16 protein-coding genes are annotated in these 13,919 nt (G+C 46.5%); 2 read left to right on the top strand and 14 right to left on the bottom strand.

Translation table 11 applies throughout. The annotated features are described in order from the left end of the window. Positions 1-115: 115 nt before the first annotated feature. Complete coding sequence (sigK, locus tag EYS05_RS11450) at positions 116-745, top strand: RNA polymerase sporulation sigma factor SigK (protein WP_092071291.1); 630 nt, start codon at positions 116-118, stop codon at positions 743-745. Positions 746-799: 54 nt separating this feature from the next. Here sigK and EYS05_RS11445 read toward each other — a convergent pair whose 3' ends face one another. The 9 genes from EYS05_RS11445 to mtaB form a co-directional block, all read right to left on the bottom strand. After that, positions 800-2,023: a peptidase U32 family protein gene (locus tag EYS05_RS11445; protein ID WP_015527092.1), complete on the bottom strand. Its 1,224-nt coding sequence runs from the start codon at positions 2,021-2,023 to the stop codon at positions 800-802. After that, positions 1,983-2,675: an O-methyltransferase gene (locus EYS05_RS11440; RefSeq protein WP_021652340.1), complete on the bottom strand. Its 693-nt coding sequence runs from the start codon at positions 2,673-2,675 to the stop codon at positions 1,983-1,985. Before EYS05_RS11440 ends, EYS05_RS11445 begins: the two co-directional genes overlap by 41 nt. Then, complete coding sequence (locus tag EYS05_RS11435; RefSeq protein WP_015527091.1) at positions 2,672-3,076, bottom strand: endolytic transglycosylase MltG; 405 nt, start codon at positions 3,074-3,076, stop codon at positions 2,672-2,674. Before EYS05_RS11435 ends, EYS05_RS11440 begins: the two co-directional genes overlap by 4 nt. Before the next feature lie 11 nt (positions 3,077-3,087). Further along, positions 3,088-3,426, bottom strand: a complete 339-nt coding sequence (locus tag EYS05_RS11430) for a YlbF family regulator (RefSeq protein ID WP_015527090.1) — start codon at positions 3,424-3,426, stop codon at positions 3,088-3,090. Positions 3,427-3,430: 4 nt separating this feature from the next. Next, positions 3,431-5,065: a ribonuclease J gene (locus EYS05_RS11425; protein WP_044962008.1), complete on the bottom strand. Its 1,635-nt coding sequence runs from the start codon at positions 5,063-5,065 to the stop codon at positions 3,431-3,433. Positions 5,066-5,346: 281 nt separating this feature from the next. After that, complete coding sequence (locus tag EYS05_RS11420; protein WP_059086846.1) at positions 5,347-5,616, bottom strand: DUF1292 domain-containing protein; 270 nt, start codon at positions 5,614-5,616, stop codon at positions 5,347-5,349. Positions 5,617-5,723: 107 nt separating this feature from the next. Beyond that, complete coding sequence (gene ruvX / locus EYS05_RS11415) at positions 5,724-6,161, bottom strand: Holliday junction resolvase RuvX (protein WP_110102498.1); 438 nt, start codon at positions 6,159-6,161, stop codon at positions 5,724-5,726. Between the two features lies 1 nt (position 6,162). Then, positions 6,163-6,435, bottom strand: coding sequence for an IreB family regulatory phosphoprotein (locus EYS05_RS11410; protein ID WP_015527087.1), 273 nt, complete (start codon positions 6,433-6,435; stop codon positions 6,163-6,165). A gap of 185 nt (positions 6,436-6,620) precedes the next feature. After that, the gene (gene mtaB, locus EYS05_RS11405; protein WP_110102499.1) at positions 6,621-7,949 is read right to left on the bottom strand and encodes a tRNA (N(6)-L-threonylcarbamoyladenosine(37)-C(2))-methylthiotransferase MtaB; all 1,329 of its coding nucleotides are present in this window, start codon (positions 7,947-7,949) and stop codon (positions 6,621-6,623) included. A 133-nt stretch (positions 7,950-8,082) separates the two neighbouring features. Between mtaB and EYS05_RS11400 the strand changes: the two genes are divergently transcribed. Further along, positions 8,083-8,319: an HPr family phosphocarrier protein gene (locus EYS05_RS11400; RefSeq protein ID WP_015527084.1), complete on the top strand. Its 237-nt coding sequence runs from the start codon at positions 8,083-8,085 to the stop codon at positions 8,317-8,319. A 165-nt stretch (positions 8,320-8,484) separates the two neighbouring features. Here EYS05_RS11400 and thiI read toward each other — a convergent pair whose 3' ends face one another. The 5 genes from thiI to dnaJ all read right to left on the bottom strand — a co-directional run bounded on the left by thiI (position 8,485) and on the right by dnaJ (position 13,899). Continuing rightward, entirely contained in the window at positions 8,485-9,666 is a 1,182-nt protein-coding gene (gene thiI / locus EYS05_RS11395) for a tRNA uracil 4-sulfurtransferase ThiI (RefSeq protein WP_015527083.1), read from the bottom strand. Positions 9,667-9,690: 24 nt separating this feature from the next. After that, positions 9,691-10,845, bottom strand: a complete 1,155-nt coding sequence (locus EYS05_RS11390) for a cysteine desulfurase family protein (protein ID WP_110102500.1) — start codon at positions 10,843-10,845, stop codon at positions 9,691-9,693. A gap of 3 nt (positions 10,846-10,848) precedes the next feature. Continuing rightward, positions 10,849-11,592 (bottom strand): 16S rRNA (uracil(1498)-N(3))-methyltransferase, encoded by a 744-nt coding sequence (locus EYS05_RS11385; protein WP_092071274.1) that lies wholly within the window; start codon positions 11,590-11,592, stop codon positions 10,849-10,851. Between the two features lie 4 nt (positions 11,593-11,596). Further along, positions 11,597-12,550: a 50S ribosomal protein L11 methyltransferase gene (prmA, locus tag EYS05_RS11380; RefSeq protein WP_021652332.1), complete on the bottom strand. Its 954-nt coding sequence runs from the start codon at positions 12,548-12,550 to the stop codon at positions 11,597-11,599. Between the two features lie 158 nt (positions 12,551-12,708). Next, the gene (gene dnaJ / locus EYS05_RS11375) at positions 12,709-13,899 is read right to left on the bottom strand and encodes a molecular chaperone DnaJ (RefSeq protein WP_110102501.1); all 1,191 of its coding nucleotides are present in this window, start codon (positions 13,897-13,899) and stop codon (positions 12,709-12,711) included. Positions 13,900-13,919 lie beyond the last annotated feature (20 nt).

Raw genomic sequence — 13,919 nt, 5'->3', positions numbered from 1 at the left:
AGAATGTGGCGCAACAGGTGTTCGCCTCTGTCCTTTTTATAAAGTTTCTGTTGGAAAAGCACGAAAAGCACGTCCGGCTCATAAGCTATAAGGAAATCCCCTTTGAGGTGAACCCTTGAAAACCTTTCTGAAACCGCTTTCTTTTGCGGAAGAGCAGTTCTATCTTCTACAGCTCCAAAGGGGCGATCCGGAAGCAAAAAATATCCTTATCGAACACAATCTCCGCCTCGTAGCACATGTTGCAAAAAAATATCAGGGATGTGACGAGGATCAGGATGATCTGATCTCCATAGGCACCATAGGTCTGATCAAAGCCATTTCCACCTTTGATCCCAGCCGGACTTCCAAGCTTTCTACTTATGCTGCACGGTGCATTGACAATGAACTTCTCATGATGTTCCGTGCCCGCAGGAAACGTTCCAGAGAAGTTTCTCTCTATGAACCCATCGGCACAGACCGGGAAGGCAACGAGATCAGCCTTCTCGATATCATTGAAAGTCCACCCGTTGATGTTGTGGATGATTGTTTCAAAAAGGACAGCATTTCCTATCTTCTCCGTTATATCCGGACAGTACTCTCCCCAAAGGAATACCAGGTGATCTGCTGCCGCTACGGTTTGAATGGCCAGGAGCCACTGACCCAGCGAGAGATTGCTGAAAATCTCTCCATCAGCCGCTCCTATGTATCCCGTATCGAAAAGAACGCTCTTCGAAAACTCCGTACTCTTTTTCCTGAAAATCAGTAAAGGGGAGAACGTTCTTTTCGTTCTCCCCTTTACTCTCTTATCCACCCTTTCGGATCATTCACCTCTTCGGAGAATATCAAATACCTCCGGCATCTCAGTCAGTTTCACATAGATCCTCTGCTGAGCATGTGGTGCACTCTCCATAGCTTCGCCCTCTTCATTATAAATGGCTTCCACTGTGACCGGAATATTCCTTCCGTCCGGTTTCATGATCTCGATGGTCTCTCCTACAGAAAACTTGTTTCTCTGTGTCAGTCTTGCCAGACCTCTCTCATCGATCTCTTCTGCAAATCCAAGATATGTGTATTCTCTTACATATGTGTTGCTGTCATAGATCTGGGTATTCTCATCCGGCTTTCCGTAAAAAAATCCGGTGGTAAACTGACGGTAGGTACAGTTTGAGATCTGCTCCTGATACCACGGCATATTTGCATGATATTTTTCCGGACTTTCCATACAGTCGTCAATGGCTTTGCGGTAGGTTCTTGCCACTGTTGCCACATAAAGAGCTGTTTTCATACGTCCTTCGATCTTCAGGCTGTCAATACCGCTTGTAAGGATATCTTCCATATGTTCTACCATACAGAGATCCTTGGAATTAAAAATAAAAGTTCCTCTCTCATTTTCAAATACCGGCATGTATTCTCCCGGACGCTTCTCCTCCACAACAGAATATTTCCATCTGCAGGGATGGGTACAGGCTCCCTGATTGGCATCTCTTCCTGCCATAAAGTTACTGAGAAGACATCTTCCGGAATAGGAAATGCACATGGCGCCGTGAATAAACGTTTCAATCTCCATATCCTCCGGAATATGTGCCCGGATCTCCCGGATCTCTTCCAGAGAAAGCTCTCTTGCACTTACCACACGTTTGGCACCAAGGTTATACCAGAAACGGTAAGTCTCATAATTGGTATTATTTGCCTGTGTACTGATGTGACGCTCGATCTCCGGGCAGATTTCCTTTGCATACATAAAGATTCCCGGATCTGCGATGATCAGTGCGTCCGGTCCGATCTCCTTCAGTTCCTGAAGATATTCCCTTACACCCTCAAGATCACGGTTATGCGCCAGGATGTTTACTGTCACATAAACCTTTACACCATGGGAATGGGCAAATGCGATTCCCTCACACATATCTTCTTTTGAAAAATTCTTAGCCTTTGCACGAAGTCCAAAAGCTTCTCCGCCGATGTAAACAGCATCTGCACCATATATGACGGCAACCTTTAAAACCTCAAGGCTGCTCGCCGGAACCAATAGTTCTGGTCGTTTCATAAACCTGTTCTCCTGTTTTTACACTTACAGCCGCTCCGTCTCCAAGAGGAAGCACCGATGTACGAAGCACCGGACTGTGAGTCAGCTGCCAGAGATATTCTCTCATTCTTTTATAGATTGTACGGTTACGCCGTTCCACAAGATAATGAGATTCAATAATATCCCCTTCCTGCAGCACGTTGTCAGATACCAGCACGCTTCCCTCTTTCATCAGTCTCAGCACGTCAGGAAGCCAGTGGATATATTGGCCCTTGGCTGCGTCCATGAAGATCATATCAAAGGTTCCGGTAAGATTCTTCAGGATCTCTCCGGCATCTCCCTCCAGAAGCGTGATCTGTGACTCTCTTCCTGCGCGCCTGAAATTATCCTTTGCGACAGGAATTCTTTTTTCATAATTCTCTATGGTAACAATTTCCATATCTTCCGGCCCATACTCACACATAAGAAGTGTGGAGAAGCCTACGGCAGTCCCCACCTCCAAAATGCGCTTCGGTTGTTTCAGTGCCAGAAGCATCCTCATAAAGCTCTGCATATCTCTCCGGATGATCGGCACCCGGTCTGCAAGTGCCTTTGTCTCCAACTCCTGCAGAAATGGAGTATTCCCCATATCCAGTGAATTGATATAGGTCTGCATGCGTTCTTCTACGATCACTGGCTGTTCGATCCTTCCTTGCTCTCTTCTCCTGACAGCACTGCAATGATCCTGGTCGGTGTATAAGCTGTACTGAGAAGGTATGTACCTGCTTTGATCTGTCCGTGATATGCGGACATTCTTTCCTGTATGGTAAATGCAAGCGCATCCTTGATAAGACCCTTCTGCTCCAGTGTCTTGCCTACTTTATATGCAGAGGCACCTTCTTTTATGACTACCGTGACCTGCTGTCCCTCTCCCGGGCTCATAGCCTGCTGGTTAAACACATCGTAGCCAAACTGATATGCTGATTTTCCAACCCAGATCAGAAATACGATAATAAAGATATATACAGCGGTTTTAAATACCCCTCCAGCCAGAAAAACGCCGGCCCTGCCAACCTTGTCTCTTGTGTCTGCCATAGTCTTTCCTCCTATAAGTCAGGAATCTGTATGTCGATCCCGTCCACCAGCGTCCTGCATATCCGCTGCATCAGTCTGCACAGCGCAAGCTCTGCGTCGAGATAGGCATTTACTTTCAGGTTCTGTCTCAGACTTGCAGACTCCTGATTGAGCTGTTCCGCAATATGGAACAGCTCATCCTTGTCTGAATGATTCTGCAGTCTGAAATTATCTCCACGGAATCTCATCACTCTGGCTTTCAGCTCAGGATCCGCTTCAAGCTGGGCTGCCTGTTTCTGATATTCCTGATATTCATCGCTTCTGTGCACAGCATCGAGAAGCTTCTCGATCTCCATGCTGATCTCATCCATGAACCTACGCCTCCATAATGATAGGCAGGATCATAGGATTTCTCTTGGTCCGTTTCCACAGATACTCTCCAAGGGCATCCTTGACCTCGGTTTTGATCTTGCCCCAGTCCGTGATATTGTTCTCCAGGCAGGAATCCAGTGCAGTTTCCACAACCTGTCTGGCATGCTCCATAAGATCCTCAGATTCTCTTACATACACAAAACCTCTGGAAACGATATCCGGACCTGCGAGAACTACATTACTGTGGCGCTCCAGTGTCATAACTACGATCATGATTCCATCTTCAGACAGGTGCTGACGGTCACGGAGTACGATATTTCCCACATCGCCAACGCCAAGTCCGTCTACGAAGATCGCACCTGTATGAACGCTTCCTGTCACCTTGGCATCCTGTCCGTCCAACTCCAGAACATTTCCGGAAGAAAGGATAAAAATATTCTCCTTCGGGATTCCCAGATCTTCCACAATGTGTTTCTGTGCAGTCAGATGACGGTACTCACCATGGATTGGAATGGCATATTTCGGTTTTACGAGGGAGTAGATCAGCTTGATCTCCTCCTGGCAGGCATGTCCGGAAACATGGACATCCTGGAAAATAACCTTGGCTCCCTTCATAGACAGTTCGTTGATGACCTTGGAAACTGCCTTTTCATTTCCGGGGATCGGATTGGAGCTGAAAATGATGGTATCGTTAGGCTTGATCGTGATCTTCTTATGGATATTGGCTGCCATACGGGAAAGTGCCGCCATGGACTCACCCTGGCTTCCGGTTGTGATCAGAACCACCTTGTCGTCCGGATAATTCTTCACCTGATCGATCTCGATCAGTGTGTTCTCCGGGATCTGCAGATAGCCAAGCTCTGACGCTACGGAAATAACATTGACCATACTGCGGCCTTCCACAGCAACCTTTCTTCCGAACCGGTATGCAGTATTAATGATCTGCTGCACACGATCCACGTTGGATGCAAAGGTTGCAATGATGATCCTGGATGTCCGGTACTCATTAAAAAGATTATCAAATACATGTCCCACTGTACGCTCGGACATTGTAAATCCCGGTCTCTCTGCATTGGTACTCTCACACATCAGTGCAAGCACACCCTTCTTGCCGATCTCTGCAAAACGCTGCAGATCTATGGCATCTCCAAATACCGGTGTATAATCAACTTTAAAGTCTCCTGTGTGTATCACGATTCCCACCGGTGAATAAATAGCAAGTGCGGATGCATCCTGGATACTGTGATTCGTTTTGATAAATTCCACAGCGAAATCCCCAAGATTGATCACCTGCCCGTGTTTTACCTCTTTCAATTTGGTAGAACGCATAAGGTTATGCTCTTTCAGTTTGTTGCGGATCAGTCCCAGTGTCAGCTTGGTAGCATAGATCGGAACATTGATCTCTTTCAACACATACGGAAGAGCTCCGATATGATCCTCATGTCCATGAGTGATCACAAATCCCTTCACCTTGGAAATATTTTCCTTAAGGTATGTTACATCCGGAATGACCAGATCGATTCCCAACATATCGTCCTCAGGGAAAGAAAGACCACAGTCTACAACTACAATACTGTCGCCATACTCAAAAGCGGTAATGTTCATTCCGATCTGCTCCAGACCGCCAAGTGGTATGATCTTAAGCTTGGATGTTGTTCTGCGGCCGTTTTTCCGACCGGATGGCCTGCCGCCGGTCTTTGCCGGTTTCTGTGTGTTTCTGCTGTTTTTTACAACGCCACCGGCTACTGTTTTCTTTGCTGTTGGCCGGAAAGGCTTATCCTGACGGTTTTTGCTGCCACCACGATACTGTCTTGTTCTTGATCCGGCATTCTTTTGTCTTGCTGCGGTTCTTCTGGCACCGCCTGCGGAAACTTGTACTCTGCTCTCCGCATTTTTGTTGTCATCGTTGTTCTCGCTTTTCAAAAATCGCTCCTCCATTCAAAATTCACGTCATCCAGCATCTGCTGAAAAACTGCATATACAGCCTGAAGTTCGTCATCATCCTCGACCATCTCATAACAGGCTTCTGTGCTTCCCGGAGCTGAAATATCCTTCAGAATATATGCGTCTGCTTCCTCATCCTGTGAATCGGACACCAAAAGATAAGTCACACCCGCAATATTGGTCTGCTCCTCTACGTAAAACTCAGCAGCTGTGCCGTCGTCTGACTGAAATATTATTTTTTCCATATTTAATTCTTCCTTATCCGTTCTTGTCAAGCGGATATTCACAATCCGCATTTGCTACCTGATCCGCTCAAAATATCTATTTGCGTTTCCGATCATTCTTCCACGCCTTACTGCTGCTCTCTTCTGTATGCGGCAGCATCCAGATATCCCTGCAGGATAAAGACTGCTGCTACCTGATCCAGATACTGTTTACGGTCTTCCTTATGCACACCGGTCTCCTCCAGAGTACGGTCTGCCGCCATGGTAGTCAGTCTCTCATCCCACATAACAACAGGCAGACCCGTACGTTTCTCCAGCATTTCCTTAAACTCCAGAGATTTCTCGGCCCGCTCTCCTACTGTATTGTTCATGTTTTTCGGGTATCCCAGAACGATCTCCGTAACCTGATACTCCGAAATGATCTCTTCAATACGTGCCAGAGTACGACGAAGCTTGTTTTCCTGCTTGCGCCATACGGTTTCCACACCTTGGGCTGTCAGGCCAAGGGGATCGCTCACTGCAACCCCAACGGTCTTCGAGCCATAGTCCAGTCCCAGTACTCTCATATTACCGTTCCCAGGACTTATTCTTGATATACTCGGTGAGAAGCTCCTCTACCAGCTCATCACGCTCCACCTTCATGATCATGCTTCTCGCACCCTTGTGGCTTGTGATGTAGGTCGGGTCTCCGGACATAATATATCCTACGATCTGATTCACCGGATTGTAGCCCTTCTCATCCATTGCATTGTACACCAGATCCAGGACTTCTTTTACCTGAAGCTCCTGATCCGGTTTTGTTCTGAAATACTGTGTATTTCCCAGATTATTCTCTGCCATTGTCTCTCACGTCCTTAAAATATATTCTTTTTTATTTTAATATAAATTTACATAAATTACAATCTTAAATTTAACGAGGATTGCGAATACAAACTGTCAACGTTACTGTTCACTCCGTTCTCAGTAACACGCTTCGCAAAATATCACCAGTGAACAAACAACCTTTCAACATACGATCCCGTTCTTCACTCCACGGCTTCACCGGTCATGATATGCTCTTCAAGAAAGCCTTCTGCCTTTACGATTACGATATCATTTACGCCATAAGCTTCCGATTTCGGTACAGCAGTTTTTATATACTCCCGGCTGTGTCCCAGATACCAGGTCCGTCCATCCTTTGTATACTCTTCCTCGATCAGTACCTCCAGGTTTTTGCCAAGCATGGATTTCTCATAATCCCCTGCATGACGATGATGCAACTCGATCATCTTCTCACTGCGGAAGGATTTCTCCGCCTCTGTCAGCTGTCCGTCCATGGCAGCCGCCTTTGTTCCCTGTCTTCTGGAATATTTGAAGATATGAGTCTCGTAAAAACGGATGCTGTCCACAAAATCATAGGATTTCCGGAATTCTTCCTCCGATTCCTGCGGAAAGCCTACGATCACATCCGTTGTCAGTGCCGGATTTCCATACACTTCTCTTAAAAGCTCACAGCGCTCTCTGTATTCCCCGCTTCTGTATCTGCGGTTCATCCTCTCCAGGGTCTCATCACAGCCACTCTGCAGGGAAAGATGGAAATGCGGGCATACCTTCGGCAGCGCCGCGATCCCTTCCGCAAATTCTCTTGTAACGATTCCCGGTTCCAGCGATCCCAGACGGATACGCCTGATCCCTTCGATCTCATGCACAGCACGGATCAGAGAAAGCAGTGTCTCTTTTTTCTCCTCCGGGAAATCCACTCCATAGGAGCTTAAATGGATTCCTGTAAGGACCACTTCCTTATACCCTTTTTCCGCAAGTGCACGGACCTCCTTCAGCACACTTTCAATATTCCGGCTTCTGACACGACCTCTTGCATAGGGAATGATACAGTACGTACAGAACTGATTGCATCCGTCCTGAACCTTGATATATGCCCTTACATGTTCTGCAGTACGATCAATGGAAAGTTCCTCATACTCTTTTGTCTGATTGATCTTGATCACATGGGAACCATGGCCCGGTTTATTTTCCGCATATTCGGCCAGTGCCTCCACAATATTGATCTTCTGGTTATTTCCTAGAACAAGATCAATGGCTTCGTCTTTTTCCAGTTTCTCGCCACCGGTCTGTACATAACAGCCCGTTGCCACCACGATCGCTTCCGGATTCATTTTTTTTGCTTTGTGGAGCATCTGTCTTGATTTTCTGTCTGCAATATTGGTTACTGTGCAGGTATTGATCACATAAATATCCGCTCCCGGCTCAAAAGGCACGATCTCATATCCCGCCTCCTCCAGAAGCTGCTGCATGGCCTCGATCTCATAGGCATTTACTTTGCAGCCCAGGTTGTGTAATGCAACTTTATTTCCCATTTTTCCTCACTTTTTTTACACTTTAACTAATTATTAAAACAATTTTTATCTCTTTTCACCTTGACTTTTTGGGTACTGACAGGTAAGATGAAAGCTGTAAAACAACAAAAATTTATCAAGGGAGGTTATTATAATGAAAACAGCTAAAATCTCACTGAATTCCATCGATAAGGTGAAAGCATTCGTAAACGAGATCAGCAAATTCGACTGCGATTTTGATTTAGTATCCGGAAGATATGTGATCGATGCAAAATCCATCATGGGTATCTTCAGCCTGGATCTTTCCAAGCCGATCGACCTCAACATCCATGCAGATGGCGCTGCTCTGGATAACGTAATGCAGATTATTTCCAAATATACAATCGACTAATCTATACTGTATATTTGAGAGGAACTGTATCGGATACAGTTCCTCTTTTTTCATGCTTTCAGAATCCTTCTGTTCTCAATGAACTCCCTTTTCCTGATATATCGGTAATTCCAGGGAACCTCTGCAGCGAGGTTCCCTGTTTGTTTTTTCTTATCTAAAAACGGATCACTGAATTTCAATGATCTCTGTGGTATTCAGAGCCGTTTCCATAAGCTCATCGATCTTCTCAGAAAGCTTCTGCTCAGAACGGCGGATCACCTTAAGATTCGGCTTTGTTACAGGATGTTTCGCTACAAAGATGGTACAGCAATCCTCAAACGGCTGAATAGAAGTCTCAAAGGTATCGATCTTTCTGGAAATACGGACGATCTCCTCTTTATCAAAGCCGATCACCGGACGATATACCGGAAGTGTGCAGACCTCATTTGTAGAAGCAAGGCTCTGTAAGGTCTGGCTTGCAACCTGTCCGATGCTCTCACCTGTGATAAGTCCGAGACAACGGTCTTTTTTAGCGAAATGCTCGGCAATACGCATCATATATCTTCTCATGATAATAGTAAGCTCATCATGAGGACACTGATCATAAATATAAAGCTGTATATCTGTAAAGTTAACTACATGGAGACGGATCGGTCCGCTGTATTTGGCTACCAGGCGGGCAAGATCCACTACCTTCTGTTTTGCGCGCTCACTGGTGTAGGGCGGTGCATGGAAATATACCGCATCGATCTTGACACCACGTTTTGCGATCATATAGCCGGCAACCGGACTGTCGATCCCACCGGAAAGAAGAAGCATGGCTTTTCCGTTTGTTCCGATGGGCATTCCGCCTGCGCCCGGAATGGTCTGGGAATATACGTAAATCTTGTCACGGATCTCAACAGAAAGATCCAGCTCCGGATGATGAACATCTACACTTGCCTCCGGGAACGCATCCAGGATACGTCCGCCAAGCTCAGCGCTGACTTCCATGGAGCTGATCGGATAGGATTTCTTTGCGCGGCGCGTCCAGACCTTGAAGCTTCCGTTAAAGTCCGGATGCCACTGCTTCATATAACCCACAACATCTTCGGCAAGCTTCTCAAAGCCCTGTTCTTCATAGATCATAACCGGGCAGATGCCTACAATACCGAATACATGCTGCAGCGCATCTACAGCCTCATCGTAATCATAATTCTCCGGGCAGAATACATAAACTCTTCCCTGCTCTTTTTTTACTTCAAAATCTCCCTCGATCTTGGAGAGTGCGATCTCCATCTGATGTACGAGAGCATCTTCAAAACGATAGCGGTTTTTTCCCTTAAGGGCAATTTCCGCATATTTGATCAGAAATGCATGTACTAACATAAAAATCCCTTTCTTCTGTATTCTCTATCGACGTGCATACCTGCGCAGCATCGGAATTGTTTTTCCCAGTGCTTCCAGGCAGTAATCTACCTCTTCAAAGGTATTTTCCTCACAGAAACTGATGCGGACGGTACTCTCCACATCCGCTCTTGAAAGTCCCATAGCTGTCAGTGTTGCACTCGGTTTTCTCTTATGACTGGAGCATGCACTTCCTGCGGAAATATATACTCCGAATTCTTCCAGTGTATGGAGCAGGACTTCGCTTCGGACTCCATGAAAAGTCACGCTCATGATGTGCGGTGCCCCTTCTCTTAAAGGCATTCCGTTGATGGTGATGTCTCCAAGCTTTGAAAGTCCCTCTGCCATCCGTTCTTTCAGGTCATAAAGGTGCTGTATTTTTTTATCAAAATCCGTATATACCATCTCTGCGGCAACGCCAAGGCCTGCGATTCCCGGTACATTGTCCGTTCCGGAACGCATGCCGTTCTGCTGTCCGCCTCCAAGGATCTGCGGCTGTACTCTTACTTTTTCGTTAATATAGAGAAAGCCTACGCCCTTTGGTCCATGGATCTTGTGGCTGCTCACGGAAAGAAGATCGATCCCCAGCTTTTTCGGATAGATACGATACTTTCCGAATGCCTGAATGGCATCTACATGAAAAAGTGCTTTCGGACTTTTTTCATGGACAAGCTTTCCGATCTCTTCTACCGGCATCACGGCTCCCACCTCATTGTTCACGTACATCACAGACACCAGAATGGTATCCAGACGAAGAGCCGCTTCCAGTGCATCCAGCTTTACAACGCCCTGATGATCCACAGGAAGAATAGTCACCTCATAGCCCTGTTCTTTCAGATAGGCAAAAGGCTGGGCCACTGCCGCGTGCTCCACTGCCGTTGTAATGATATGTTTTCCCATACGCTTGTTGGCTTCCACGCCGCCGATGATAGCAAGGTTATCCGATTCTGTTCCACCGGAGGTAAAAAGAATCTCTTTTTCATTCACTTTCAGTAATTTTGCAATGGTCTGGGCACTTCTGCGGACATAATTCTCCGCTTCCATTCCCTTTTTATGCATGGCAGAAGGATTTCCGAAATCTTCTGTCATGGTTTTGCAGACAATATCCTTTACTTCATCGAAGCATCTCGTTGTCGCGGAATTGTCAAAATATGCTTCCATAGTTTATTCATCCTCCAGTTGAAACATCAGAACAGAAAGTACTGCGAGTCCCGCAGTTTCTGTCCGTAAGATCCGGTGTCCCAGGGTGATGGGTTTCGCACCGGCTTCCATGGCATCTGCCACTTCCTGCTCTTCAAAACCACCCTCAGGGCCGATAAAGACACCGATGCTTTTTCCCGGTTCGATCGACCGGATCAGTTCTTTCGTCTCTTTCATTCCCTTTGCAAGCTCATAAGGGATCAATAGAACGTCCAGTTCTTTTGCATAGACAAGGGCTTCTTTAAAGGTCATCACAGAATGTACCTCCGGCACCAGCATACGCTTGGACTGTTTTGCCGCACTTTCTGCGATCTGCTGCCAGCGGGATACTTTTTTTTCTGCTTTTTTGTTATCCAGTTTTACCACGCAGCGTCTGGTTGAAACCGGAACTACGGAATATGCTCCAAGCTCTACTGCCTTCTGGATGATCAGCTCCATCTTATCAGCCTTCGGCAGTCCCTGAAAAAGATAAATACGGTTCTGCAGCTCATAATCCGGCTCCTGTACATAGAGGATATGAAGCAGGACTTCATCCTCCCCCGCGTTTTCGATCACACAGTGATATTCTTTTTCCTTATCGCTGATCCAGAGCTCCTCGTCTTTTTTCATGCGGAGCACATTGACAATATGATTGACATCATTTCCTGTGATACGGATCTCATGTCTGTCCCTGTCGATCTGATGAGGTTCCACAAAAAATCGCTGCATGAGATCAGTCCTTTCTTGCTGTCACAGATACCCACTCGCCCTGATGAGTCACCTCAACAAGCGTTAGTCCGGCATCTTTTACAGCCTTCACTACGACATCCTCCTTTACATCCAGGATGCCTGATGTAATGTAGTAAGCGCCTTTTTTCATCTGTGCAACGATCACCGGAGTCAGCGGTACCAGAACATCTGCCAGGATATTTGCAGTTACGATATCATATTTCTCATATCCGACCTGATTCTGAACTTCTTTGTCATCGATGATGTTTCCGATCATCATGTCAAAGGATTTCTCCTCGATCTGGTTGGCCTCCTTGTTCTCAGACACTGCCGGAACTGCACAGGGATCAAGATCTGTACCAACCACATGACCTGCACCAAGCTTCAGTGCAACGATTCCCAGGATTCCACTTCCGGTTCCCACATCAAGGATCTCCATTCCCGGCTTCACAAATTTCTTCAGCTGACGGATCACAAGCTGTGTGGTCTCATGCATTCCTGTACCAAAGGCAGTTCCCGGATCAATGTGGAGGATCATCTTGTCCTTATCTTCTGCCTTCACTTCTTCCCAGGACGGTACGATCAGAATGTCGTCTACATAGAACTGATGGAAGTACTGTTTCCAGTTATTGATCCAGTCCTTGTCCTCTGTCTGGGATTCTGTGATGGTTGCCTCTCCGATATCCACAAAGCTTCTCAGATCCTCCAGTGCAGCCTTCACATCTTTCAGGATTGCCTCGGTATCCGCATCCTCTTCCAGATAGAAGTTCAGATATGCGATCCCGTCATCTGCTGGTCCTTCCGGCATAATATCCACAAACATCTGTGCCTTATCCTCATCGGTCAGCGGCTGCTTGTCCTGGATCTCCACACCTTCAATCCCCACCTCGGCAAGTGTACAGATCACAATATCCTCTGCCTCTGTTTTTGTCTTAAGTGTAAAACGGTTCCATTTCATCTTTTATATCTCCTTATGCTGTATACACATTTACGGATTTTCATTCCAGTCTGTCGCCTGTTTTCTATTGTCCCGAAAACGGGCACTTCTTTTAATATACACGAATACAGAAAAAAAAGAAAGAGGCATTTTGTGCCTCTTTCCTGTTTTCACTTTATTTATTCCTCAAACATTTCCTTTACTTTCTCACGGAAACCTTTTTTCTTCTTTTCGGTTTTTTCGGAAGTCTCGGATGTGCTGTCCTCTGACGGACGGTTTCCACATGCCGCATCAAAAGCTTCCAGAGCTTTCTTTGCTTCCTCATTGAGATTTGTCGGAGTCTGGACTACCAGTGTTACATAGTGGTCACCACGAACGTTCTTGTTACGTAATGACGGAACACCTTTGCCCTTCAGGCGGATTCTTGTATCCGTCTGTGTTCCCGGTTTCACCTCATAGGAAACCTCACCGTCAACGGTATTAATACGCATCTCACCGCCAAGTGCAGCCTGTGCAAATGTGATCGGAGCTGTTGAAAAGATATTCATATCCTGTCTCTGGAAGATCGGATGACGGGCTACATTTACCTCAACCAGCAGATCTCCTCTCGGTCCGCCGTTGGTTCCCGGCTCACCTTTTTCACGGATACGGATACACTGACCATTATCAATACCGGCCGGTACAGATACCTGGATCTTCTTTCTGGAAGAGGTATATCCGGTTCCACGGCAGGCACTGCATTTGTCCTTGATCACCTTACCGGTTCCGTTACAATCCGGACAGGTCTGAACATTACGTACCATACCAAACATGGACTGCTGGGTGTAAACGATCTGGCCCTGGCCTTTACATTTCGGACAGGTGATCGGTGATGTTCCCGGTTTCGCTCCGGTTCCGTGACATGTGGTACACTCATCTTTGAGAACGATTTCCAGCTCTTTCTCGCATCCGAAAACCGCTTCCTCAAAAGTAATGTTCACACGTGCACGAAGGTTGGCACCCTTCATCGGTCCATTGTTGGCCCGTCTGGTTCTGCCTCCGCCGCCGAACAGGTCTCCGAAGATATCTCCGAAGATGTCTCCCATATCCGCACCGTTGAAGTCAAATCCACCAAAGCCGCCGGCACCGCCTCCGCCGCCGTTTTCAAATGCCGCATGACCAAACTGATCATACTGTCTTCTCTTGTCGGCATCACTTAAAACGGAGTAAGCCTCTGTCGCCTCTTTGAATTTCGCTTCAGCCTCTTTATCACCCGGATTTACATCCGGGTGATATTTCTTGGCCAGCTTACGATATGCTTTTTTTAATGTTGCGTCGTCGGCGTTTTTATCCACACCTAAGACTTCATAATAATCTCTTTTATCAGCCATTGTAATTATTTCCTACTTGT

Source organism: Blautia sp. SC05B48, from assembly GCF_005848555.1.
In the GTDB taxonomy this organism is placed as follows: Bacteria; Bacillota; Clostridia; order Lachnospirales; family Lachnospiraceae; genus Blautia_A.
The sequence above is the reverse complement of the archived record's forward strand: the minus strand, read 5'-3'. Positions and strand labels throughout refer to the sequence as shown.

What these genes read in the sequence shown, in the direction of transcription:
- mtaB (WP_110102499.1), bottom strand. Translation starts at nt 7,949, where the DNA reads ATGGGAAATAAAGTTGCATTACACAACCTGGGCTGCAAAGTAAATGCC.
- EYS05_RS11445 (WP_015527092.1), bottom strand. Translation starts at nt 2,023, where the DNA reads ATGAAACGACCAGAACTATTGGTTCCGGCGAGCAGCCTTGAGGTTTTA.
- EYS05_RS11400 (WP_015527084.1), top strand. Translation starts at nt 8,083, where the DNA reads ATGAAAACAGCTAAAATCTCACTGAATTCCATCGATAAGGTGAAAGCA.
- EYS05_RS11390 (WP_110102500.1), bottom strand. Translation starts at nt 10,845, where the DNA reads ATGGAAGCATATTTTGACAATTCCGCGACAACGAGATGCTTCGATGAA.
- EYS05_RS11385 (WP_092071274.1), bottom strand. Translation starts at nt 11,592, where the DNA reads ATGCAGCGATTTTTTGTGGAACCTCATCAGATCGACAGGGACAGACAT.
- dnaJ (WP_110102501.1), bottom strand. Translation starts at nt 13,899, where the DNA reads ATGGCTGATAAAAGAGATTATTATGAAGTCTTAGGTGTGGATAAAAAC.
- EYS05_RS11430 (WP_015527090.1), bottom strand. Translation starts at nt 3,426, where the DNA reads ATGGATGAGATCAGCATGGAGATCGAGAAGCTTCTCGATGCTGTGCAC.
- prmA (WP_021652332.1), bottom strand. Translation starts at nt 12,550, where the DNA reads ATGAAATGGAACCGTTTTACACTTAAGACAAAAACAGAGGCAGAGGAT.
- ruvX (WP_110102498.1), bottom strand. Translation starts at nt 6,161, where the DNA reads ATGAGAGTACTGGGACTGGACTATGGCTCGAAGACCGTTGGGGTTGCA.
- EYS05_RS11410 (WP_015527087.1), bottom strand. Translation starts at nt 6,435, where the DNA reads ATGGCAGAGAATAATCTGGGAAATACACAGTATTTCAGAACAAAACCG.
- thiI (WP_015527083.1), bottom strand. Translation starts at nt 9,666, where the DNA reads ATGTTAGTACATGCATTTCTGATCAAATATGCGGAAATTGCCCTTAAG.
- EYS05_RS11435 (WP_015527091.1), bottom strand. Translation starts at nt 3,076, where the DNA reads ATGGCAGACACAAGAGACAAGGTTGGCAGGGCCGGCGTTTTTCTGGCT.
- EYS05_RS11420 (WP_059086846.1), bottom strand. Translation starts at nt 5,616, where the DNA reads ATGGAAAAAATAATATTTCAGTCAGACGACGGCACAGCTGCTGAGTTT.